At 64.8% G+C, this 22,754-nt stretch carries 19 protein-coding genes; 10 read left to right on the top strand and 9 right to left on the bottom strand.

The annotated features are described in order from the left end of the window. Positions 1–6 precede the first annotated feature (6 nt). The 6 genes from FJ417_RS13500 to FJ417_RS13475 all read left to right on the top strand — a co-directional run bounded on the left by FJ417_RS13500 (position 7) and on the right by FJ417_RS13475 (position 8,026). On the top strand, positions 7–2,418 hold the full coding sequence (locus tag FJ417_RS13500; protein ID WP_140783801.1) for a circularly permuted type 2 ATP-grasp protein: 2,412 nt from the start codon (positions 7–9) through the stop codon (positions 2,416–2,418). A gap of 100 nt (positions 2,419–2,518) precedes the next feature. Next, positions 2,519–3,394 carry a transglutaminase family protein gene (locus tag FJ417_RS13495; RefSeq protein WP_140783800.1) on the top strand — a complete coding sequence of 292 codons (876 nt, stop codon included), beginning with the start codon at positions 2,519–2,521 and terminating at the stop codon, positions 3,392–3,394. 90 nt (positions 3,395–3,484) lie between these two features. After that, a complete protein-coding gene (locus FJ417_RS13490; protein ID WP_140783799.1) occupies positions 3,485–4,576 on the top strand; it encodes a DNA topoisomerase IB in 1,092 nt (363 codons plus the stop codon). A 110-nt stretch (positions 4,577–4,686) separates the two neighbouring features. Beyond that, on the top strand, positions 4,687–5,061 hold the full coding sequence (locus tag FJ417_RS13485) for a YciI family protein (RefSeq protein ID WP_140783798.1): 375 nt from the start codon (positions 4,687–4,689) through the stop codon (positions 5,059–5,061). Next, positions 5,058–6,332, top strand: a complete 1,275-nt coding sequence (locus FJ417_RS13480) for an RNA polymerase sigma factor (protein WP_140783797.1) — start codon at positions 5,058–5,060, stop codon at positions 6,330–6,332. The genes FJ417_RS13485 and FJ417_RS13480 overlap by 4 nt, the downstream gene beginning before the upstream one ends. Before the next feature lie 179 nt (positions 6,333–6,511). Continuing rightward, positions 6,512–8,026 (top strand): aldehyde dehydrogenase family protein, encoded by a 1,515-nt coding sequence (locus FJ417_RS13475; RefSeq protein WP_140783796.1) that lies wholly within the window; start codon positions 6,512–6,514, stop codon positions 8,024–8,026. An 85-nt stretch (positions 8,027–8,111) separates the two neighbouring features. On the opposite strand, the gene ugpC is transcribed toward FJ417_RS13475, so the two are convergent. From ugpC to FJ417_RS13445, 6 genes are all read right to left on the bottom strand, one after another. Further along, entirely contained in the window at positions 8,112–9,188 is a 1,077-nt protein-coding gene (gene ugpC, locus FJ417_RS13470; protein ID WP_140783795.1) for a sn-glycerol-3-phosphate ABC transporter ATP-binding protein UgpC, read from the bottom strand. Continuing rightward, positions 9,175–10,113 carry a PfkB family carbohydrate kinase gene (locus FJ417_RS13465; protein ID WP_140783794.1) on the bottom strand — a complete coding sequence of 313 codons (939 nt, stop codon included), beginning with the start codon at positions 10,111–10,113 and terminating at the stop codon, positions 9,175–9,177. The genes ugpC and FJ417_RS13465 overlap by 14 nt, the downstream gene beginning before the upstream one ends. Beyond that, a complete protein-coding gene (locus tag FJ417_RS13460) occupies positions 10,113–11,129 on the bottom strand; it encodes an SIS domain-containing protein (RefSeq protein WP_140783793.1) in 1,017 nt (338 codons plus the stop codon). The genes FJ417_RS13465 and FJ417_RS13460 overlap by 1 nt, the downstream gene beginning before the upstream one ends. Before the next feature lie 2 nt (positions 11,130–11,131). Continuing rightward, on the bottom strand, positions 11,132–11,977 hold the full coding sequence (locus tag FJ417_RS13455; protein ID WP_140645641.1) for a carbohydrate ABC transporter permease: 846 nt from the start codon (positions 11,975–11,977) through the stop codon (positions 11,132–11,134). Next, positions 11,977–12,861, bottom strand: a complete 885-nt coding sequence (locus FJ417_RS13450) for a sugar ABC transporter permease (RefSeq protein ID WP_140645640.1) — start codon at positions 12,859–12,861, stop codon at positions 11,977–11,979. Before FJ417_RS13450 ends, FJ417_RS13455 begins: the two co-directional genes overlap by 1 nt. 83 nt (positions 12,862–12,944) lie before the next feature. Beyond that, the gene (locus tag FJ417_RS13445; RefSeq protein ID WP_140783792.1) at positions 12,945–14,183 is read right to left on the bottom strand and encodes an extracellular solute-binding protein; all 1,239 of its coding nucleotides are present in this window, start codon (positions 14,181–14,183) and stop codon (positions 12,945–12,947) included. Positions 14,184–14,405: 222 nt separating this feature from the next. On the opposite strand from FJ417_RS13445, the gene FJ417_RS13440 reads away from it, so the two are divergent. Continuing rightward, positions 14,406–15,608 (top strand): ROK family transcriptional regulator, encoded by a 1,203-nt coding sequence (locus tag FJ417_RS13440; protein ID WP_140645638.1) that lies wholly within the window; start codon positions 14,406–14,408, stop codon positions 15,606–15,608. A gap of 6 nt (positions 15,609–15,614) precedes the next feature. Here the strand turns inward: FJ417_RS13440 and FJ417_RS13435 are convergent, their stop codons facing one another. Beyond that, positions 15,615–16,508, bottom strand: a complete 894-nt coding sequence (locus FJ417_RS13435; protein WP_140783791.1) for a hypothetical protein — start codon at positions 16,506–16,508, stop codon at positions 15,615–15,617. Positions 16,509–16,591: 83 nt separating this feature from the next. Beyond that, positions 16,592–17,458, bottom strand: a complete 867-nt coding sequence (locus FJ417_RS13430; RefSeq protein WP_140783790.1) for a hypothetical protein — start codon at positions 17,456–17,458, stop codon at positions 16,592–16,594. A 341-nt stretch (positions 17,459–17,799) separates the two neighbouring features. Between FJ417_RS13430 and FJ417_RS13425 the strand changes: the two genes are divergently transcribed. From FJ417_RS13425 to FJ417_RS13415, 3 genes are all read left to right on the top strand, one after another. Next, the gene (locus FJ417_RS13425) at positions 17,800–18,633 is read left to right on the top strand and encodes a GNAT family N-acetyltransferase (RefSeq protein WP_140783789.1); all 834 of its coding nucleotides are present in this window, start codon (positions 17,800–17,802) and stop codon (positions 18,631–18,633) included. Between the two features lie 109 nt (positions 18,634–18,742). After that, complete coding sequence (locus FJ417_RS13420; RefSeq protein WP_140653223.1) at positions 18,743–19,513, top strand: SDR family oxidoreductase; 771 nt, start codon at positions 18,743–18,745, stop codon at positions 19,511–19,513. A gap of 74 nt (positions 19,514–19,587) precedes the next feature. Beyond that, positions 19,588–20,343, top strand: coding sequence for an SDR family oxidoreductase (locus tag FJ417_RS13415; RefSeq protein WP_246687451.1), 756 nt, complete (start codon positions 19,588–19,590; stop codon positions 20,341–20,343). An 806-nt stretch (positions 20,344–21,149) separates the two neighbouring features. On the opposite strand, the gene FJ417_RS13405 is transcribed toward FJ417_RS13415, so the two are convergent. Then, the gene (locus FJ417_RS13405; RefSeq protein WP_181183211.1) at positions 21,150–21,788 is read right to left on the bottom strand and encodes a DUF1194 domain-containing protein; all 639 of its coding nucleotides are present in this window, start codon (positions 21,786–21,788) and stop codon (positions 21,150–21,152) included. Positions 21,789–22,754 lie beyond the last annotated feature (966 nt).

The following is a 22,754-nucleotide window of genomic DNA, read 5'->3' as shown; positions in this document are numbered from 1 at the left end:
TCGACAATGGCCAAGGGGAATCAGAGACGGGCAGGCGGCAGGCCGCGGGCGCAGGGCCTGCTGGAGCGCTACCGGCCGATCGAAGGCGTCGTCGACGAGATGGTCGACGCGTCGGGCAGCCCGCGTCCGGCCTGGCGCTTCTTCATCGACGCGCTCGACGATCTGGGCGCGGAACGGCTTGGGCAGCGGTTTGCCCGCGCCGACCAGTATCTGCGCGACGCCGGCGTCTATTACCGCGTCTATGAGCAGGCAGGGGCCAATGAGCGGGAATGGCCGCTCGCGCATGTCCCGCTGCTGATCGACGAGAAGGAATGGGCCGAGATCAGTGCCGGCCTCGTCCAGCGCGCCGACCTGTTCGAGGCCATCCTGGCCGACATCTATGGGCCGAACCGGCTGATCGAGAAGGGGATCCTGCCTGCCGGGCTGATCGCGGCGAGCTCCGAATATCTGCGCCCCGTCGCAGGCGTCCGGCCGGCCAGCGGGCATTTCCTGCATATGGTCGCCTTCGAGCTCGGCCGTGGCCCGGACGGGCGCTGGTGGGTGCTGGGCGATCGCGCCCAGGCGCCGTCCGGCGCCGGCTTCGCGCTGGAGAACCGCGTCGCCACCACGCGCGCGCTGTCGGATATCTATGGCGAGATGCATGTGCATCGGCTGGCCGGCTTCTTCCGCCGTTTCCGCGATGCGCTGAACGGCATGGCGAGGGAATCGGGCGGCCGTGTCGCCATCCTGACGCCGGGACCACTCAACGAAACCTATTACGAGCATGCCTATATCGCCCGCTATCTCGGCATCATGCTGCTCGAAGGCGAGGACCTGACCGTATCCGGCGGCAGGCTGATGGTGCGAACGGTTTCAGGCCTGCTGCCGATCGGCGTCCTGTGGCGGCGGCTCGACGCGGCCTTCGCCGATCCGCTGGAGCTCAGGCCGGACTCGCAGATCGGCACGCCCGGGCTGGTCGAGGCGATCCGGCGCGGCGCCGTTTCGGCTGTCAATGCGCTGGGTTCCGGCCTGGTGGAAACGCGGGCCTTGCTTTCCTTCCTGCCCAGGATCGCGCGGGAACTGCAAGCTGAAGATCTGTCGTTGCCGAACGTTGCCACTTGGTGGTGCGGGCAGCAGAACGAACGCGACCACGTGCTTGCCAACATCGACCATATGGTGGTCGGCCCGGCGCTGTCGACGCGGCTCGCCTTCGAGGACGATGGCGCGACCAGCCTCGGTTCGGCGCTTTCGGCGGGGGAACGGGCGGAGCTTGTCGCGCGGATCGAAGCCGACGGCGCCGGCTTTGTCGGCCAGGAAGCGGTGACACTCTCGACCACGCCGGTGTTCGTCGGCGGTGTGCTTGAGCCGCGCCCCGCCAGTCTGCGCGTCTATCTGGCGCGCACACCGGAAGGCTGGACGGTGATGCCCGGCGGCTTCGCCCGCGTCGGCTTCTCGCTCGACCCGACGGCGATCGCCATGCAGCGCGGCGGCCAGGCGGCCGATGTCTGGGTGGTCAGCGACAGGCCGGTCGAGCGCGAGACGCTCTTGCCGCAGGAGCATGACGGATTCACGCGCACCATGCCGGGCAGCCTGCCCAGCCGCGCAGCGGAGAACCTGACCTGGCTCGGGCGCTATATCGAGCGCTCCGAAGATACGGTGCGCGTGCTGCGCGCCTATCACGTGCGGCTTGCCGAGACCTCCGATCCGGACATGCCGCTGCTCGCCGATATCAGGGACTATCTCGAGCCGTTCGGCATCGAGGCCGAAACGGCGATACCGCCAGGGTTGATCGGCACTTTGGACAGCGCGGTCTACAGCGCCGGCCAGATTCGCGACCGCTTCTCTCCCGACGGCTGGCTGGCGCTGAAGGATCTGTCGAAGACCATCCACAAATTCGCGGAGACGGTCGCGCCCGGAGACGACGCGACGCGGGCGATGACGGTGATGCTGCGCAAGCTCGCCGGCTTTTCCGGCCTGCTGCACGAGAACATGTACCGCTTCACCGGCTGGCGCTTCCTGGAGATCGGCCGCAGGCTGGAGCGCGGCATCCAGATCGCCGGCACGCTCAGCCGGCTGACAAGGAATGGGGCGCCGGAAGGGGCGCTCGACATGATGCTGGAGATCGGCGACAGCGTCATGACCCATCGCCGGCAGTATCCGGTGCAGGCCGGGCGGCGCACGGTGATCGACCTGCTCGCGCTCGACCCGCTCAACCCACGCTCGATCCTGTTCCAGCTCGAGCGGCTGAAGGCCGAGATCGCCATGCTGCCTTCGATCGGCGGCGAGGGGCATATGTCGCCCGCCGCCAAGGAAATCCTGCAGCTCAACACGGCAATCGCCGTCATGGAGCCGTCGGATATGAGCGCCAAGGTGCTCGACGACTTGGCCGGCCAGATCGGCGCTCTCTACAACAGCCTCGCCAGAGGCTATTTCGGTTAGAGCATTTCCAGCGAAAAGGATCGCCTCCAATGCTCTATCTCTTTGTTTTTGCGCAATTCCGGACGCAAAACCACTGCGCACTTTTGCTGGAATTGCTTTAATGCACTACGACATCAAACTCCATCTGCATTACGACTATGCCGCCGCCGCCGGCGGCGGACGGCACCAGGTGCGCGTCATGCCGCAGACGATCGCCGGCGTGCAGCGCGTGATCGCGGCCTCGCTGTCCTTCCAGCCGTCGCCGGCCGAACGTGCCGATTTTTCCGATTTCTTCGGCAACAACGTCACATCGATCGCCTTTCGCGACGCGCATGAGACGCTCGACATCCGAATGAGCGCGCGCGTTTCGGTCTCGCGGCCCGAGCCGGGTCTCGATGTCTCGCCCGATATAAACGGGCTGAGGTCGGAGCTGGATCTGGTGCGCTCACTCTCGCCGTCCGCGCCGCATCATTTCCTCGCTGCCAGCGATCATGTAGGCATCGACGCGGCAATCACGGCCTATGCGCGGGACAGTTTGTCGGGGTCAACCGTCGCCACGGCGGTCGATCTCTGCAACCGCATTCATCGCGACTTCACCTATGACGGCAAGGCGACGACCGTGCAGACCCGGGCCAGCGACGCCTTTGCGCTGAAACGCGGCGTCTGTCAGGATTTCTCGCATATCATGATCGCCGGCCTGCGCGGGCTTGGCATCCCGGCCGGCTATGTCAGCGGCTTCCTGCGCACGATCCCGCCGAAGGGCAAGCCGCGGCTTGAAGGCGCGGACGCCATGCATGCCTGGGTCAAGGCCTGGTGCGGACGCGACGCCGGCTGGCAGGAGTTCGACCCGACCAACGGCATGCGGGCGAGCAACGACCATATCACCGTCGGCTACGGCCGCGACTATTCCGACGTTGCGCCGATCGTCGGCGTCTTGAAAACGACCGGTGGTCAAGTCGGCGAGCAGGCGGTCGACGTCATCCCGGTGGCAGCCTGACGCGACGGCGTCGATGATGTGCGCTGCCGTTTGCATCCGGAACCAGTCATCGGCGAGCGGCTTTATCTACGGATAATTCGCGGAGCCGGCATGTTGCAGCATTCACAATTGTCCTCGGACCGTTCAACGCGGAACGAGGAGACTCGAAGGAACGGTGCGCAAGATTCGGCCGAGCGCGCGTCGCTCAGCTATGTGAGCGATGCCGATCCCGGCGTCCGACGATTGAGAAAAGGCAAGGGATTTTCCTATGCCGGTCCGAACGGACGCGCGGTCAGCGCGCAGACCCTTGCCCGCATCAAGGCGATCGTCATTCCGCCGGCCTGGACGGATGTGTGGATCTCGCCCGATCCGGACGGCCATATCCAGGCGACAGGCCGGGATCAGCGCGGCCGCAAACAGTACCGTTATCACCCGCAATGGACCGAGGAGCGCGACGGCGTCAAATATTCCAGCCTCGTCGCCTTCGCCGAAGGCCTGCCCGCGCTGCGGCTGCAGATCGATGCGGACCTGCGCCGCCACGGTCTGCCCATGGAGCGCGTCGTCGCCTCGGTGGTCTGGTTGCTCGACAACACCCTTATCCGCATCGGCAACGCCGCCTATGCGCGGGACAACAAGAGTTTCGGGCTGACCACGCTGCGCGACCGCCATGTCGAGATCACGGGCTCCAGCCTGCGCTTCGCGTTCAAGGGCAAGTCGGGCAAGGAATGGAAGCTGAAGCTGGTCGATCGCCGCATCGCCAAGATCGTGCGCGGCGCCCAGGACCTGCCCGGGCAGAAGCTGTTCCAATATCTCGATGAGAATGGCGACCGGTGCCCGGTGCGCTCGGAGGACGTCAACCGCTACATTCGCGAGGCATCCGGCGCCGATTTCAGCTCAAAGCATTTCCGCACCTGGGGCGGCACGATCCATGCGGCGTCGCTGTTTGCCGGGACCGAGCTGCCGGAAAGCAAGACGCAGCAAAAACGGATGATCAACAGTGTCGTCGACAAGGTCGCCGAACGGTTGGGCAATACCCGTGCCGTCTGCCGCAAATGCTACATCCATCCGCTGGTGTTCGAGGCATGGAGCAAAGGGCGCTTGCTTGACGAAATGGCCGGAGCCAACAAGCGCAAACGCCGGATATCCGGCCTCGACGAGGAAGAAACGCTGGTGCTCAGATGGCTGCAGGCGCGCGGCGCCTGACAGGCAGGCGCGAAGGCAGCCAAGTCCGGGATCCCTCGATAATTTTTTTTATCGACCTTGTGTCGGGAAGGGTCCTAGTGTCGCGTCCTTTGATGCGGAAAGGACGCACCATGCTCTACGCCATCCTCTGCTACGCTTCCGAAGACGTCGTCTGCTCCTGGAGCAAGGAACAGGACGACGAGGTCATGGCAAAGCTCCTCAACGTGCAGGACAAATACGCCAAGGCGGGCCGGCTCGGCCCCGTGGCGCGCCTTCTGCCGACGACCGCGGCGACCACGCTGAGAAAGGTCAAGGGCGAGGCGGTCGTGCTGGACGGCCCGTTCGCCGAAACCAAGGAACAGTTCCTCGGCTTCTACACGCTCGAATGCGACGATCTCGACGAAGCCGTCGAATTCGCGCGCGAGCTTTCCGAGGTCAATCCAAGCGGCGGCTCCTACGAGATCCGGCCGGTTTCGATCTTCAATCCGACAAAGGTAGCGGTATGACGGAGCTTGCCTGGATAAGCACCGCAATCAGCAACGCCCGTCCGCAGGCGATGGGCGCGCTGCTGCGCTACTTCCGCGACCTCGACGCCGCGGAGGAGGCTTTCCAGGATGCTTGCCTGAGGGCACTCAAGAACTGGCCGAAGAACGGTCCGCCGCGCGATCCCGTCGCTTGGCTGATCTTCGTCGGACGCAACAGCGGCATCGACGCCGTGCGCAAGCGCGCCAAGCAGGCGCCGATGCCGGAAGAGGACCAGATTTCCGATCTCGAGGATGCCGAAGGCGATATGGCCGAGCGGCTGGACGGCGCGCATTATCGCGACGATATCCTGCGGCTTCTGTTCATCTGCTGCCATCCGGATCTGCCGGCGACGCAGCAGATCGCGGTGGCGCTGCGCATCGTGTCCGGCCTCACCGTCAAGCAGATCGCGCGCGCCTTTCTGGTCGGCGAGAGCGCCATGGAACAGCGCATCACCCGCGCCAAGGCGCGCATTGCCGACGCCGGCGTGCCGTTCGAGACGCCGGGCGCGGTCGAGCGCTCGGAGCGGCTCGCCGCTGTCGCCGCGATGATCTATCTGATCTTCAACGAAGGCTATTCGACCAATGGCGGCGAGGCGCCAGCCCGCGCGCCGCTCTGCGAGGAGGCGATCCGGCTTGCCCGTCTGCTGCTCAGGCTCTTCCAGGCCGAGCCGGAGATCATGGGGCTGACCGCGCTGCTTCTGCTGCAGCACGCGCGGGCGCCGGCGCGTTTCGACGAGAATGGCGAGATCGTCCTGCTCGAGGACCAGGACCGCTCGTTATGGAGCCGCAAGATGATCGACGAGGGCCTGGCGCTGGTCGACAAGGCGCTGCGCCACCGCAAGCCCGGCCCCTACCAGGTTCAGGCGGCGATCGCGGCGCTGCATGCGCGGGCGGCGACGGCGGAAGATACAGACTGGACCGAGATCGACCTGCTCTACGGTCTGCTGGAGCAGATGCAGCCCTCGCCCGTTGTGACGCTGAACCGCGCGGTCGCGGTCAGCAAGATGCGCGGCCCGGAAGCCGCACTTGCCATGATCGAGCCGCTGGAAGAGCGGCTGTCGGGCTATTTCCACTTCTTCGGGCTGAGGGGCGGGCTGCTGATGCAGCTTGGGCGCAATGACGAGGCGCGTGTCGCCTTCGACCGCGCCATCGCCCTGGCCAACACCGCGGCCGAGGCGGCGCATATCCGCATGCATATCGACCGGCTGATCAAGGAAAGCACTGAGAAGTCTTCCTTCCAAAAAGCGCGCTGATCCGGCTTCGCCGTCTGGCCCAATTTCGCAATCCGGCCTTGGACCATACCGGGGTAGCGGTTTTCCCCCGAAACGCGTAATGCCACGCCATGAAAGCGCCCGGCTGTGCCCGACGGCACGGACGTGGCGCATAGCTTCCACGCCCGCCCTATGAGCGGCGGGATATGAAAGGGACAAAAATGACGTTAGCGAAGGAAACCGCTTCACTTCTTGAGAAACTGGGCGTCGCCGGGGATGCGCTTTCGGGGGGCGACCTGATCGTGCGCAGCCCGGTGACGGGCGAGCAGATCGCGGCGCTGAAGTCGATTTCGGCGGCCGATGCCGGCAAGGCCATCGATGCCGCACACAAGGCCTTCCAGGACTGGCGGCTGGTGCCGGGGCCGAAGCGGGGCGAACTGGCGCGTCTGCTCGGCGAGGAATTGCGCGCGCATAAGGACGAGCTCGGCCGCCTGGTGTCGATCGAGGTCGGCAAGATCCCGTCCGAGGGTCTCGGCGAAGTGCAGGAAATGATCGACATCTGCGACTTCGCCGTAGGCCTTTCGCGCCAGCTCTATGGCCTGACGATCGCCACCGAGCGTCCCGGACACCGCATGATGGAGACCTGGCATCCGCTCGGCGTCGTCGGCGTGATCTCTGCCTTCAACTTCCCGGTCGCGGTGTGGTCGTGGAATGCAGCCCTTGCCTTCGTCTGCGGCGATGCGGTGGTGTGGAAGCCGTCGGAAAAGACCCCGCTGACCGCACTTGCCTGCGAGGCGATCTTCAAGCGCGCCGTCAAGCGTTTCGGCAAGGATGCGCCGGCAGGGCTGCTGCAGGTGCTGATCGGCGACCGCGTCGCCGGCGAGGTGCTGGTCGACCATCCCAAGGTGCCGCTGGTCTCGGCTACCGGCTCGACGCGCATGGGCCGGGAGGTCGGTCCTAGGCTCGCCAAGCGTTTTGCCCGTGCCGTGCTGGAGCTCGGCGGCAACAATGCCGGCATCGTGACGCCCACCGCCGATCTCGACATGGCGCTGCGCGCCATCGCCTTCGGCGCCATGGGCACGGCCGGCCAGCGCTGCACGACGCTCAGACGCCTGTTCGTGCATGACAGCGTCTATGACGCGCTCTTGCCGCGGCTGAAGAAGGCCTATCAGTCCGTCTCGGTCGGCAATCCGCTGGAAGGCAAGGCGCTGGTCGGCCCGCTGATCGACAAGGCCGCCTTCGACAACATGCAGAAGGCGCTGAAGGAAGCTGAGGCGCATGGCGGCAAGGTGACCGGCGGCGCGCGCGTCGAGAACGGCCATCCGGACGCCTATTACGCGCATCCGGCGCTGGTCGAGATGCCGAAGCAGGTTTCGCCGGTGACGGAAGAGACCTTCGCGCCGATCCTCTATGTGATGAAATATTCCGATTTCGACGAGGCGCTCGACCTGCACAATGCGGTGGCGGCGGGCCTGTCGTCGTCGATCTTCACCCGTGACCTGCAGGAATCGGAGCGGTTCCTGGGCGTCGACGGTTCGGATTGCGGCATCGCCAACGTCAACATCGGCACCTCGGGCGCCGAGATCGGCGGGGCGTTCGGTGGCGAGAAGGAGACGGGCGGCGGTCGCGAGAGCGGCTCGGACGCCTGGAAGGCCTACATGCGCCGCGCCACCAACACGGTGAACTTCTCCAAGGCGCTGCCGCTGGCGCAGGGTGTGTCGTTCGACATCGATTGAGGACGAGCGACGGGTCAGCCCTCACCCGCGAGCTGACCCGGCCCGCCTATCGATCAGGCCATGCAGGCGGAAGGCGGGCGATTGGTCAGAAAGCCTTGCCGGTGGCCGGATCGAAGAGGCGGAGCGCGTCCGCATCGAAGACGAACGCGCATGGCTGGCCCTTGGCGACACGGGCTTGCGGCGGCAAGGTCGCCGTCAGCCTTTGCGCGCCGACCCGGGCGGTGGTGACCTGTTCGGGGCCGGTCAGTTCGACGACGTCAATCTCCACCGGCAGCGACAGTTCGGCGCCGCTGCCCGGTCCAAGGCGGAGCGCTTCCGGCCTGATGCCGACCACAACTGATGCACTGTTGCGGGCCGCCTCGGCGTAGCGAGCCGGAATCGCCAGCCGCGCATCGGTGCCTGCAATCGCCAGCTTGCCGTCCTCGACGGTCGCTTCCAGCATGTTCATCGACGGCGCGCCGACGAAGCCCGCGACATAGAGCGTCGCCGGGTGGTTGTAGATTTCTTCCGGCGTGCCCAGCTGTTCGATGCGGCCGTCGCGCATGACGGCGATGCGGGTCGCCAGCGTCATCGCCTCGATCTGGTCATGGGTGACGTAGACGACCGTGGTGCGCAGCATCTCATGCAGGCGCTTCAGTTCGGTGCGCATTTCCAGCCGCAGCTTGGCGTCAAGATTGGAGAGCGGCTCGTCGAATAGGAAGACCTGCGGCTTGCGCACCAAAGCGCGGCCGATGGCGACGCGCTGGCGCTGGCCGCCGGAGAGCTGGCCGGGCTTGCGGTCGAGCAGGTTCTCGATCCGCAGCAATCTTGCCGCCTCGCGCACCGCCTTGTCGCGCTCGGCGGCGGGGACTTTGCGCATTTCAAGGCCGAAGCCGATGTTGCGGCTGACGGTGAGGTTCGGATAGAGCGCGTAGGACTGGAAGACCATGGCGATGTCGCGGTTTTTCGGATGCACGCCAAGCACCGACCTGCCGCCGATCAGCACATCGCCGCTGGTTGCCTCGGCGAGACCGGCGATGATGTTGAGCAAAGTGGACTTGCCGCAACCCGACGAACCGAGCAGCACCAGGAACTCGCCATTTTCGAGCGCGATGTCGATGCCTTTCAGCGTCTCGACGCTGCCGTAATTCTTGCGGACATCGCGAATTTCAAGCGCGCTCATGAACAGCATCCTCGAACTGGATCGGTCCGCGATAATCGCGGGGCAAGGTTGAGATGGCGCGCGAGGCCACCTGGATGGCGGCGGACAGGCACTTCACCAACGATTGCCCCTGTGCCAGTGCCGCCAGGAAGGCGGCGTTGAAGACATCGCCGGCGCCGATCGTGTCGATGACGGCGACTCGAGGTGCCGGCACTTGAATGAGCTCGCCGTCGGCGCCGATGGCGATCGCGCCGTCCGGCCCGCGCTTGACGACGACCGTCGCTTCGTCCCGCATGCCGTCGCGGATCTTGCGCGCGGCTTCCGATGGACTTGCCAGGCCGGCTAGCGTGGTCGTCTCGACTTCGTTGAAGAGGGCCAGGGCGCAGCGCGACAGCCAGCCGCGCGCGGCGGTGCAGTTCGCTTGCGTCCAGCCGTCGATCGGCCAGCCTGTGTCGAGCGCAACGGCGATGCCATGCGCTTCGGCCCAGTCGAAGAAAGCATCGTAATCGCGCGTCAGGTCGTCGGTGAGGAAAGAGCCGCAGAGCAGCGCGTAGCCGCCAGCAAGCCGATTGCCGTCCAGCACGGAGAGCACGTCAGCCAGGCTGAACCGGGGCAGGTGGCCGCGCGTGGTGAAGAAGGTGCGCTCGCCATCGGGATGGGTCATGCCGACCGACAATGTCGTGCCTTCGGGACGAACCGGCCAATTCTGCGCCCGGTATCCGAAGGCCTCGCGCAGCCAGCGCCCGAACTGGTCGTCACCGATGTTGGCGGCGATCTCGAAGTCGATGCCCAGCGCCTGCCAGGCAAGCGCGGTGTTGCCGGCCTGGCCGCCGACGCGCAGGTCGTCGTGATCGACGACAGTCTCCGTGCCCGCTTTCGGCCATGGCGCGACCGGGCCGACGATCAGGTCGACATTGACGTTGCCGATCACCACGAGCGGCCGCATTACTCGCTCCTGGTGATCTTGGTGGTGCGCACCGGCGTTCCGGCATTCTCGACGCGGGAATCGGCGAAGGCGATCATCAGGCGTTGCGCAACCGGCAGCATGGCAAAGATCGCCGCCAAGCCCGTGGCGGGCTTGAAGGCGAGTGTCGCGGCACCCGCGATCGGCGGTTTGCCCGAAGCGTCGAATACGATCAGCGGCGCGCCGGTCTCGACGACGGACAGGGCCATCGTGGTGACGAGGTCGGCGGTCGGGTCATCGCCGCGGAAAAGCACGACGCCAATGCTTGGACCCAGCATCTCCATTGGCCCGTGGCGCAGCTGACCGCCTTCGAGCGAGAAACAAGGCAGGCGCGACAATTCGGTGAAGCCGAGCGCAAGGGCTTCAGCCACGCCCTGCAGCCTGCGGCCGGAGGTCACGACGGTCGCGACCGTGCTCAGCGCCTCGAGCGCGGCATCGGTCTCGACCGTCTCCGTCGCCTTGAGCACCGCGAGCGCGGCGGCGGGGTCCTCGCCGAGCGCGGCGAGAATGGCGAGGTGCAGGGCGAAGGTCACGGTCAGGCTGCGGGTCGCGGCAAAGGCAAGCTCGGAGCCGCCGGCGCCGACGAGGCAAGGCACCGTACGGCCGAGGAAGGAACCGGCCTCCAGCGTCAGGCCGAAGGTGTCAGCCTGCGGATCCGTTTCGGAGAACCAGCGCAGGACTTCGGCGCTTTCACCGGATTGCGAGGTGACGAGCACGGTCCGGCCTGTAAGCGGAAGCGGCTGTCCAAGCTGCTCCGACAAGGGCAGCGCGATGGCATCGATGCCATGCGCGCGATAGAGCGGCTCGACCGCGCGCGCGACGGCATGCGAGGCGCCCATGCCGAGCAGGACGAGCCTGCCGTTCTTCCTGATCGAGGCGGCGACCTCGGCGGCGGCCTTTCGATTGCTCTCGAACGAGGCAAGCGCATCCCCACGCTGACGCGCCATTTCGCGGTCGATTGCGACAAGCCCTGCCGGGCGTTTCTTCTCTGCAGTCATGATTATCCTTTCACTCCGCCGCTGGTGAGGCCCGAGATCAGCGCGCGTTGCATGACGAGGCCGATCAGCACCGGCGGCAAGGCCGCGAGCACGCCGGCGGTGGCGATCAGTCCGTAGTCGGAAACGCGACCGCCGGCGAGATCGGCGATGGCGACCGTCAGGGTCTTTGCCCGCTGGTCCGAGGTGAAGAGGAGGGCATAGAAGAACTCGTCCCAGGCAAGCAGCACGGCAAACAGCGCCGATGTCGCCACGACGGGCGCCGCCAGCGGCAAGGTGATGATGCGCCACGTCTGGAGCAGCCCGGCCCCGTCGATCATCGCCGCGGCCTCGATCTCGCGCGGGATGGAATCGAAACCCGATTTCATCAGCCAGGTGGTGAAGGGCGCGAGGATCGTCAGATAGATCAGCGCGAGGCCGAAGACGTTGTTGAGCAGGCCGAGGTAGGACAAGCCCATGTAAAGCGGCACGGAGAGCGCCACCGGCGGCAGCATATAGGTGGCGATCACCATCGACAGCGACCAGCCTACCGAAGGCGTGCGTGAGACAGCCCAGCCGGCCGGCACGGCAAGGACGATAGCGGCAAGCGTCGCCATGCCGGCGACTTCCAGGCTGTTGCGCAGCGAAGCGGTGAAGGCGGCGCCGGCGCTGTTTTCGGCGGTCGACAGGAGCTGCGCGTAACGGGAGAAGTCGGCCGCCTGCGGCCACCAGCGCAGCGGCTTGGCGGCAAGATCGGCCGCCGGCGATATGCTCATGACGAAGAGCCAGGCAAGCGGCGCCAGGATCACGGCGGCGAGCAGGATCGCGCAGACATAGATGAAAGCGGTGAAGACCGGGCTCTTGCGTTCCATCAGGCGGCACTCCCCGCGGTCTTCCTGACCAGCGTCGCATAGGCGACGGCGAGCACGGTGACGAGCAAGGTGACGATCAGCGCCAGCGATGCGCCGGAGCCGGCGCGCTGGAAGGAGAAGGCCTCCTGATAGACGAGGATCGACAGCGAGCGGGTGCTGTTGGCCGGGCCGCCGCGGGTCATGACCCAGATGATGTCGAAGACCTTGAAGGCCTCGATGGTGCGCAGCACCAGCGCCACCATCAGCGGACCGGCGAGATAGGGCAGGATGACGAAACGAAAGCGGTTGAACGGGCCGGCGCCATCGACAAGCGCCGCTGCGGTGATGTCGCGCGGCACCGCTTGCAGGGCGGCGAGCGCGATCAGCGCGACAAGCGGAAAATTCTTCCAGCAGTCGGCAACAATCAGCGCCGCGAGCGCCGTGCCGGGCTCACCCAGCCACGAGCGATAGTCATCGAGGAGATGGAGTTGCGTCAAGGCTGCGTTCAGCGCGCCATATTCGGGATTGTAGATCAGCCGCCAGAGCGTCGCGTTGACGACGGTGGGCAGCGCCCATGGCAGGATCATCAGCCCGCGCAAGACCGCGCGGCCACGGAATTCCTGATTGAGCAGAAGAGCCGCAAGCACGCCGATCACCATCTCGGCGGCGACCGAGATGACCGCAAACCAGGTGGTTGTGACCAACGTGCGGCTGAAGTTCGAGCTCGTCAGCATCTTGGTGTAGTTGTCGAAGCCGACGTAATTGCCAGCCGTGCCGACCAGCTGGGCGTCGGTGAAGGAGAGTCTGACCGTATCGACTAACGGCCAGCCGATGACGGCGACCATGATCACCAGAAGCGGCAGCATCAACAGCCACGCGCGAGTCGTCATCCAGGTGCCTGACATGGCGCCTCTCTTCCTTCATCCGGTCAGAAATAGCACGGGCGGCGCTCCTGTATGAGGCCGCCCGCCCGTCGGGGAACGCCGGATCAGAGGCCGCTGTTTTCGGCAGCGGTCTTGAGCGCGTCTTCCGGCGCCGTCTGGCCGAGCAGCGATTCCTGGATCGCCTGCTGCAGTGCCGTCGACAGCTGCTGATATTTCGGCGTGGTCGGGCGCGGATACATCGCGGCGAGACCGAGCTTGGCGGCGGCGATCAGTTCTTCCTGGCCCTTGGTGACGGTCGGATCGTCATAGGACGAGGCCCAGATCGGCAGCGAGAGCTTGGCATACTGGTTCTGCGTCGCCTGCGAGGTCATGAACTCGATGTATTTCCAGGCTTCGTCCTGGTGCTTCGACACCGCGGTGATGCCAAGGCCCATCGAGCCATTGACGGCCGAGACCTCGCTGGTGCCGGCAACGCCCGGCGCCGGCACCACGCCGACCTTGCCCGCGACCTTGGAGTCCTTCGGATCGTTGGCCATGTTGTACATGTAGGTCCAGTTCAGCGCGAAAGCGGCATCGCCGTTCTCGAACACCTTGCGGACGTCTTCTTCCAGGAATTCCTTCGAATTCGGATTGGTCAGGCCCGACTTGTAGCTGTCGACCATGTATTTCAGCGCCGATAGGCCGCCGCCGTTCTGGAAGTCGGGCTTGCCGTCCTTGAGGAAGTCGCCGCCATAGGCGCTGACCAGCGTGGTGTAGTCACAAACGGCGGCTTCGGCCTGCGACCAACTCCAGGCGATCGGCGTCTTCAGCAGGCCCTTGTCCTGGATGACCTTGGCCTGCTGGCCGAGTTCTTCCCAGGTCTTTGGTGGCGCCTTGATGCCGGCCTTTTCGAGGATTTCCTTATTGTAGAACAAATACTTGGTGTCGAGGATCCACGGCATGCCATAGTACTTGCCGTCATACTGGACGGTGGTCCAGGCGCCGGGCAGCACGCCCTTCTTCATGTCGTCGGTGATCTTCGACGACACGTCGACCAGCACCTTGTTGGTCGCATATTCGGCCGGCCAGATGACGTCGAACAGCACCACGTCGTAGCCGCCGCCGGATCCTTGGGCGAGCACGGTCTTGTCGTGCAGGCCTTCATAGGGGACGAATTCGAGATTGACCTTGATGTCCGGATTGGCCTTGGTGAAGGCCTCCGTCATCGAGCGCACGTCGGCCTCGCTATAGGCGGCCTGGGCCATGAAGAGCGCGTTCAAGGTGGTTTCAGCAAAGGCGTGCGGGACGAGCAGTCCGCCGACGAACACCGCGCCCAGAAGTGTCTTACCGATCGATTTCAGCATTTGTCTTTCTCCCATTTTCGACAACTGCGAGTGGGCGGCCAGGACTGCGCCGCTTCCCCAAATTCGCATCGCGTCTGACCGGATCCGTCCCCAACGGCCTGCGGCGGAGCCCAAAAGCTTTTGCCGTCTTTTTGTAGAGCAGCAGGGGTCTCACCTATTAAGTCAATTCGCTTGACTTAATTAGTCGATCAATCCTTTAATGGAGTCAAGAGGGGAAACGCGGTGCACGACATCAGCCCGATCCGTGCCAAAAGCGGCACCAACCAGGAGGGTACCAGCGCGCATAACCGCCGCGTCATGATCGAGGCGCTGCGGCTCAACGGCGCGCTTTCGCGCGCCGACCTGGCGCGGGCGACGCAGCTTACCAAGCAGGCGGTTTCCAACATCATCGAGGATCTCGAGCGCGACGGGCTGGTTGTCGCGCTGGATGCGGTGCGCAAGGGCAGGGGGCAGCCCTTCACACCCTACCGGCTGGTTCCCGAGGGAGCCTTCGCCATCGGGCTGCAGATCGACCGGCATTTGACGCGCGTCGTGGTGGTCGACCTCGTCGGCAAGGTGATCGCGCGCGCCGAGGCGGGGCTGCCGCTCGACGAGCCTTCGGCGGGCGTCAAGATCATCCTCGGCCTCGTCGACCGCGTCAGGCGCGAGCTGGCTTCCTTGTTTGCCCAGTCCGAGCGGCGGCTGGTCGGGTTGGGCGTCGCCATGCCGGGACCGTTCGGGCTGAAGAACCCCGACAACAAATGGATGATGCCGGCCTGGCAGCAATTTCCCCTAGTGCAGGCGCTTGCGGCCGGCACTGGGCTCAATGTCGGCCTGCAGAACGACGCGGCGGCCTGCGCGACTGCGGAGCGGATCGTCGGCGCGGCGCATGGCGTCGATCACGCCGTCTGCCTTTATGTCGGTTACGGCATAGCCGCCGGGCTGATTCTCAACGGGGAACTCTATAGCGGCGGCAACGGCAATGCGGGCGAGATCGGCATGGCGTTGCTTGCGCCGGCCGGCCCCGGTTCCACGCCGCTCGAACACCGTGCATCGCTGGCCTCGCTCTACCAGCATCTTGGCCTCGACCCCACCGAGAGGGGTCTCTACGAGACGCTCGGCGCGCTGGCGCTTGCGCGGGATCCGCGGGTCATGGGCTGGGTCGAGAAAGCCGCGTCCGACCTGCGCTGGAGCGTGCATCTGATCGAGACGATCTTCGATCCGCAAACCGTCATCCTCACCAGCAGCGCGCCCGAGGCGCTGGCCCGGCTCCTGCTTCAAGCCATGCATCCGCTGCTGCCGTCGATCGCGGATCGTCCCGTCCGGCGCCTGCCTCGACTGCAACTCGGCACCACCGATCCCTGGGCGATCGCGGTGGGCGCCGCGGCAGAGCCGATCAGCCGGGCCTTCGATCCGCGTTTTTCCGCCATCCTGAAGGCCGGATAGAAGCGGTCAACCCATCCCTTGCGTCGCGGTGGCGGCGAAAGCCGCGTCGATGATGGCGAGCTTGACCGCCTGCGCGGCGAGGTATTCGCCGTAGAATTCGTTCGAGATCCACATGACGGAATGGCCGCGCTGCCCGAGCCAGCCGACGCTGCCGAGCGCCTCGGCGTCGCGCAACTTGCGCGCAAGGTGGGTGCGCGACAGCTTCAGCCATTTGGCGAAGTCGCCGATGGAGAGGACGCCCGTCGGGATGCGCTCCTGGCCGGCATTCCGCGGGTCGACGCCGGAGATCAGCCAGTCCATGACGACGCCGCCATTGTTGAGCCAGGTGAACAGCGAGAAAGTCTGTTGCGGCTCGCGCACCGGCACGGAGGAAATCAGGCCGTCCGCGATCAGCGGCTGCAGCTTGGCAAGCATCTGCGGCCTTGCCTGGAAGGTTTCCAGCCGGTTCCCGCCGTCAAGGGCATCGAGCGTGCTCAGATGGATCTGGATCCAGCCGATCAACGGCTCCAGGGTCATGGCGGGCAGTTGCAGGGGGCGAATGCGGCCGTCATCGGCCGTCGGCCCGGTCTCGAGGAAATTATAGTGCTGCATTTCCTTGATGAAGGCATGAGCCGTGTTTCGGCTTGCCACCGCATGCTGAACGGTAACGTCGGCAAAACGCGCCGCGGTCAGTTCCTTTCGATAGTCGCTGGGATCCCGGCGGAAATGCAGGGCAAGACCGATATGCGCCATCAGCCAGCGTTGCTGGGTGGCAAAGACCGAGGAGGCTCGCGGGTTTCCTTGATAGGCCTGCTGCATCGCCATGGCTTGCGCGCGCACGCAAGCGGGCAATGCCGGGTGACCGGCAATGTCTTCATAGGTCAACGCACCCTCCCAGCTTCCACCCAAAGATGCTGTCATGCTCGCAAGTTGCGGATAGCAGTTTTGGCTGGCGCCTGCCAGTAGCGGGCCGGTTTTGCGCGAGTTGCGCCGATCTCCGGCTGTCAGCGGCGTTGCGGAGCTGAGATACAGGCTTCGAAGGCCTCGTCGACGACGGCGAGCTTGGCTGCCTGGACGGCCATGTACTCGTCGAAGAAAGCCCTCGAAACCCACATCACGGAATGACCGCGCTGGCCGACCCAGCCGATGCTGCCGAGCGCCTCGGCATCATGGAGTTTGCGCGCCAGATGCGTGCGTGAGAGCTTCAGCCAGTGCGCGAATTCGCTGACCGAGATAACGCCGGTCGGTATCTTGTCGAGATGGACGTCCTCCGGATCGATGCCACACATCAGCCAGTCCATGACGATACCGCCGTTGTTCAGCCAGATAAATAACGAAAAAGTCTTTCCGGGCTCCCGCACGCCGTCGCTGGCGAGCAATCCGTCGGCGATCAGCGGCTGCAAGACAGGCAGCATTTCGGGCCGCTCGAGGAAGGCCGCCAGCCGGGTTCCGCCGTCTATGCGGTCGAGCGTCGTCAGATGCGCGTAAATCCAGCCGGTGAAAGTCTCGATGGTGCCCGCCGTGACCCGCATGGGGTGGGCGCGGCCATCGCCGCTGGCCGAAATATATTCGGCGATGTCGTAGTGCAGCATCTCCTTGACGAACGCCTCGGCGGTGTTGCGGCTGGCCACCGAATTGCGGCGTACGACCTCGATGAAACGTGCCATCGTCATTTCGGTGCGGCGGTCTTCGGGATCGCGCCGGAAATGCAGCGCCAAGCCGACATGGCCGAGCAGCCAACGCTGCTGGGTGGCAAACACGGCGGCTAGCCGCGGGCTCGTTTCGTAGATATGGATGAGCGCCTTGGCCTGTTCCTGGACACCGCGAAGCGCTGCTGGATGACGGGCGATCTCTGCGGCACTCAGCGGCATTTCCTGCGGCACTCCATGCGATTCCAAGCAACGACAAATGAAGATTCCCAGTCTTCGCCGATTGTGTCCAGTTGCCTATTGGAACAACGATCGAATAAGTGGTGCATTCCTTGCTAACTCTTTGCACCGGTTCGGGAAAGCCGTCCCGATAATAGCCGGGCCGCGGCCCTGCGTTGAATCGACGAGTCCCGCCAAGCAGGCACAGGTTCCGCGCCATCGGGGCCGCGGGGGGGCGGCTGGCGTCGGCCGATAATCCGCGCGGCCTTTGCAGCCCGCGGCCGGCGGCCTATCGTGACGGTTGATGGCCGGCCATGGCGCAGCCCATGCCACAGAGTGAAACGATGCCGAGAACAATCCGGACCCTGACCGCCAGCGAAGTGGAAACGCTTGTCGACTGGGCGGCGAGGGAGGGCTGGAATCCGGGCATACACGATGCCACGGCGTTTCGGGCGGCCGATCCGGATGGATTCATCGGCGCTTTTGTCGGCGGCGAGATGGTGGCCGGCATTTCGGCTGTCGCGTACGGCTCGGGCTTCGGCTTCATCGGCCTCTACATATGCCGGCTCGACCGGCGTGGCGAAGGCCATGGCAAAGCGGTCTGGGACGCGGGCATGGCGCGCCTCGGCAACCGCATCATCGGTCTCGACGGGGTAGTCGAGCAGCGGGCCAACTACCAGCGCATGGGCTTCGTGCCAGCCTATGAGACCGTCCGCCACAGCGGCCGCCCCGCCGGCTTGCCCGGTGGTGGCGACATGCGGCCGGTGACGGTTGGCGACATGGCCGAGATGTTCGCCTATGATCGCCAGTGCTTCCCGGCGCCGCGCGAGGCCTTCCTTGGCGAGTGGCTACGGCAGCCGCGGATTGCGCTGCTCTCAGCCGGATCCGACGGTATCGCCGGTTACGGCGTGGCGCGCCGATGCCGGGAGGGTTTCAAGATCGGGCCGCTGTTCGCCGACGCGACGGACGTGGCCCTGGCGATGGTGGCGGACCTCCCGGACGCAACGGCCGGCGAGGAATTGCATATCGACGTGCCGGCCGGCCAGGTTCAATTCACCGCCATGCTTCAAGCCGCCGGCTTGGTTCCGGGCTTTACGACGACACGCATGTACAAGGGCGGCAAGCCCGGCAACGCCCCCTCGACGGTTTTCGGCGTCACGACGCTCGAGCTGGGATGATCGCGCGCGGCACGGCGCGCTGAGATCATTGTTTTGCCTGGCTGGTCCATGCGACATGGCCCAATGACGTGGTTGCCTTTGCCGGGCTGCGTTGCATGGAGGTTATCGAATGGCTGGCAGGACGATCCTCATCGCCGGCGGCGCCGGGGGAATGGGTCTGGCGACCGGACTGCGCTTCGCCGCTGACGGCGAGCGGATCGCGCTCGCCGATCTTGCCGGCCCCAAGCTCGACGCCGCCGTGGCGAAGATTGCCGCGACCGGGGCGGACGTGATCGGTTTGCCGCTCGACATCCGCTCCGTCGACGCCTGCCGCGAGGTGGTGGGCAAGGCCAAGGAATGGGGCGGCGCCATCGACATCCTCGTCAACGCCGCCGGCGTCTGGCTGGAGGGGCCGGCAAGCGAGGTCGAGGAGGAGCAGTGGGACCTGGTGCTGGACGTCAATCTCAAGGGCGCGTTCTTCCTGATCTCGGCCGCCATTCCGCATCTGTCGGCCGCGCAAGGCGTGATCGTCAACATTGCCTCCGACGCCGGCATTGTCGGCAACAATGGGGCGGCCGTCTATTGCGCCTCGAAGGGCGGGCTGGTGCTTTTGACCAAGGCTCTCGCGCTGGAGCTCGCCCCGCAAGGCATCAGGGTCAATGCCGTCTGCCCCGGCGACACGGCAACGCCGATGATCGAATATCAGGCCAAAACCTATGGCGCAGACGACCCCGACGGCTACAAGCGCCGGCTTCTCGGGCACTATCCGCAAGGGGACAGAGCAAGGTTCATCCAGGTGGAGGAGATTGCTTCCTTCATCCACTATCTTTGCCAGCCGGGCGCGGCGCCGATCACCGGGGCAGCGCTTTCGATCGATTTCGGCGTCACCGCCGGTTATTGAACCGGTACGGCTCATCGCGGGCGTGATTGGCCGCGCCGGCATGTCGGCACCTGCATCCTGGAGGGCAAATGGTCGTGTTTCGCAAATCCCGCAAGGCGCTGGTGACCGGCGCGGGCGCCGCCGACGGCATCGGTATCGCGATCGCGCGTGCGTTGGGCGAGGCAGGTGTTTCGGTCACCATCACCGCTTCGTCCAAACGCGTCGAGCAACGAGCGGCGGAACTGCGGGGGGAGGGGCTCGATGTCCGCGCTTTCATGGCCGACCTGACGCTCTCCGGCGATGTCGAGCGGTTACGTGCCGAAACCGGCGAAATCGATATCCTCGTCAACAATGCCGGGATGGGCACCGTCGCCCAGCCGGCGTTGCAGCGGCGGTTTCTCGATCTCAGCGAAAGCGAATGGGACCGCGGCATCGATGTCAGCCTGAAAACCGCCTTTTTGAGCACGCGCGGATTTCTGGCCGGCATGGTGCAGCGCGGCCATGGGCGCGTCGTCAACATGGCCTCGGTGACGGGGCCTTACGTATCCAATGAAGGCGAGGCCGCCTATTCCGCTGCCAAGGCCGGCATGGTCGGCCTGACGCATGCGCTTGCCCTGGAGGTCGGCCGCAGCGGCGTCACCGTCAATGCCGTGGCGCCGGGGTGGATCGCGACGGGCGCCTCGACGCCGGAGGAACTTGTCGCTGCCCGGAACACGCCGCTAGGCCGCGCCGGCAGCCCCGCGGAAGTCGCGGCCGCCGTGCTGTTCCTGGCATCCGACGCAGCCAGTTATGTCAACGGCGCCGTTCTCGTCGTGGACGGCGGAAACATCCTGCAGGAACGCAAGGGCTGACCGCGTGCGCGAAAGCCAAAATGTAGGGAAATGGTAGCGGGAGAGCGCTACCGCCTTTCCCCCCACTCATCCAGCTGCCAGTTCCGGCTTCGCTGCAATGGGTGAGTTGAGGCTATCGTATTTGGCTTTTAGATGCCATCAGCATCCAGAAATTGGCTTCGCGACGCACGATTCCGCGGCATTTCTCACCCGATTTCATTTGGTATCGATCACATCGAAACCAGTATCGCTGGAACCGGACTGGTCGTCATCATATGGCGCCCTTCGCCGGGGCTGTCGGTCCCGCATCCCGCCTTACGGCGGCGCTATGCTGATGCTCCTTCGGCCGCCCCTGTTGAACCGGTCTCAGGGCCACGAACCTGCTCCAGCACCGAACTGACTTGTTTGCGCTTACGGACATTTCGGTGCCTCCACTTTGTACGCCCTTTTCACATTGGTCAGGAGAGCAGTGGACTCTCCCGAAGGAGAGTCCGAGAAGGGCCGGATTTTCAGCGACCGGTTGATAACGGAAAGAGAGGAGCAAAGCCCTTGCTCTCCTGCCGAAGGATCGCACCTACGGCGTGTGATCGTCAGCGGCCCGTGGGGATCGAGCGCCGATTTTGGGCCCGACTCGAGGCGTATGCGCACGGGTGAAGCCTTCCGGCTCCCGTTTGGTTACGCCCGTGACAAATGGGTGGCTGCGAAATATCCGATAGGGGCTCATTATCGTCCAGGTGCCTCTCCGACCGTGTCGCAATCGACAAGCGGTCCTAAGTGAACCTTATAAGCTGCAGCGTGTGCGCTTGCGGGCAAGCCCGCAATTTCATTCACGAGCTTGCTTCGGATCGCGTTTGCAAAGTCGGCTGTGCTCGCGACGGTGACAATGAACGTCCCGGAACCGCCAATAACACAGCTCTCATAATAGAACTCAACAAAGCCCGGCCCAAAGCTATCGAGCGTGTCGTGTGGTGCAGCGAGATCACCAGTCCATTGATGGTCACGCCGTCGGCTATGAGCGCGTCGTGCACCGGTTGCAGAGGTAGACCGGCATTGTTGGGCCCGTCTCCAGAAACATCGATGACTTGGCGATCGCCTGCGGGCCCACCCGCCAGCAGCTTGCCCGCCAACAGAAGCGCCCCCGAGATTGATGTGCCGAGCCCTCTGACGATTGGTTGGGCCCGCAGCGCCTGGACGAAGGCGGCGGCATCTTCGGGCCCTTCTAGAATAGTCCATGGAATGCGCACGCTCTGGTGGTTCGGGCCTGCCCATTCGACATAGGTTATGCCGATTCTGCCGCGCCGGCCGGATTTGATTGACTGCCAAACTTTGGCATCCTGGAACGCTTCGATATGGCCTTGCCGCTGCAGCCGTTGTTCCGCCTCGCTCATTGAAGAAGATACGTCGACGCTAAGAACCAGTTCGAGATCCACCGAGGCAACCGGCTCCGCCGCGGCCGACATCGACATTGTTAAGCTTACCGCGACAGCGAACAGTCGGCCTCGTGCCTGTCCTGTTTGTGCAGCGCGGCGTGGAACGAAGCACATCATCTCAGCGCGTCAACCCGATGGTCGATCGGAAGAGGACGAAATCACAACTCCGGAGGAGCGGAAGGTTCTGCCTTATTATCGAGAGATCGCCCGTCCTGGACACCGAGAATGGTGGGCCTCCGTCGGCACAGTGGTGAACAACCGCAAATGGTGTGTGTCGCTGTACCGCGATGCTCATATCGGACCGTTCTACCCGAGCGAAGCTGACCATTTCCTGAGGGTGGCGCCGGACTTGAGCCGGGTCATCAGTGCAGCAGAGAAGTTCGGGGAACTGTCTGTCGGTCCGAGCCTAGCTACTCTTGATCGGCTCAATTGTGGCGCAGTGCTGCTAGACAGTCGTGGATGCGTGAGGCGGTTTAACGAACGCGCAGCGGCCCTGTTCGGCTCCGACCTCGTTGTCCGACGCGGCCGAATCCGCGCGATCGATCAGCCGAGTGACGCCCGTCTTCAGGGCTTCCTCAGAGCCGCCGTTTCGGTTGTGTCGGTTCGGTCCAAACCTGTCGTCATTGCACGCCAGGGTTCCCCCTGGCTCATAGCGGAGATGATGCCCATGACTGCACTAGGGCATGATCTGTTCAGTGGAGGCGACATTCTGCTGTATTTCACAAATCTTATGACCGAACCGGTTCTAAATGAGCAATTGCTGAGGCTGACTTTCAAGCTGACAAGAGCGGAAGCCCGCCTAGCCTCGCAATTGGCATCCGGAGAAGGCATTCGCACAGCGAGCGCAAAATTGGGCAGCCGGGAGACTGCCCGAACGCAGCTGCGGGCTGTCTTTGCGAAAACGGGGACGTGCCGGCAGGCCGAACTGGCGGCACTGTTGTCCCGCTTGCGTATACCTTCTCTGCATTAGACGGCCGCTGTCCCAGTTCAGTTTGGCCACAA

This window comes from Mesorhizobium sp. B3-1-7, from assembly GCF_006439385.1.
GTDB lineage: Bacteria > Pseudomonadota > Alphaproteobacteria > Rhizobiales > Rhizobiaceae > Mesorhizobium.
This window is presented reverse-complemented; position numbering and strand designations above follow the sequence as displayed.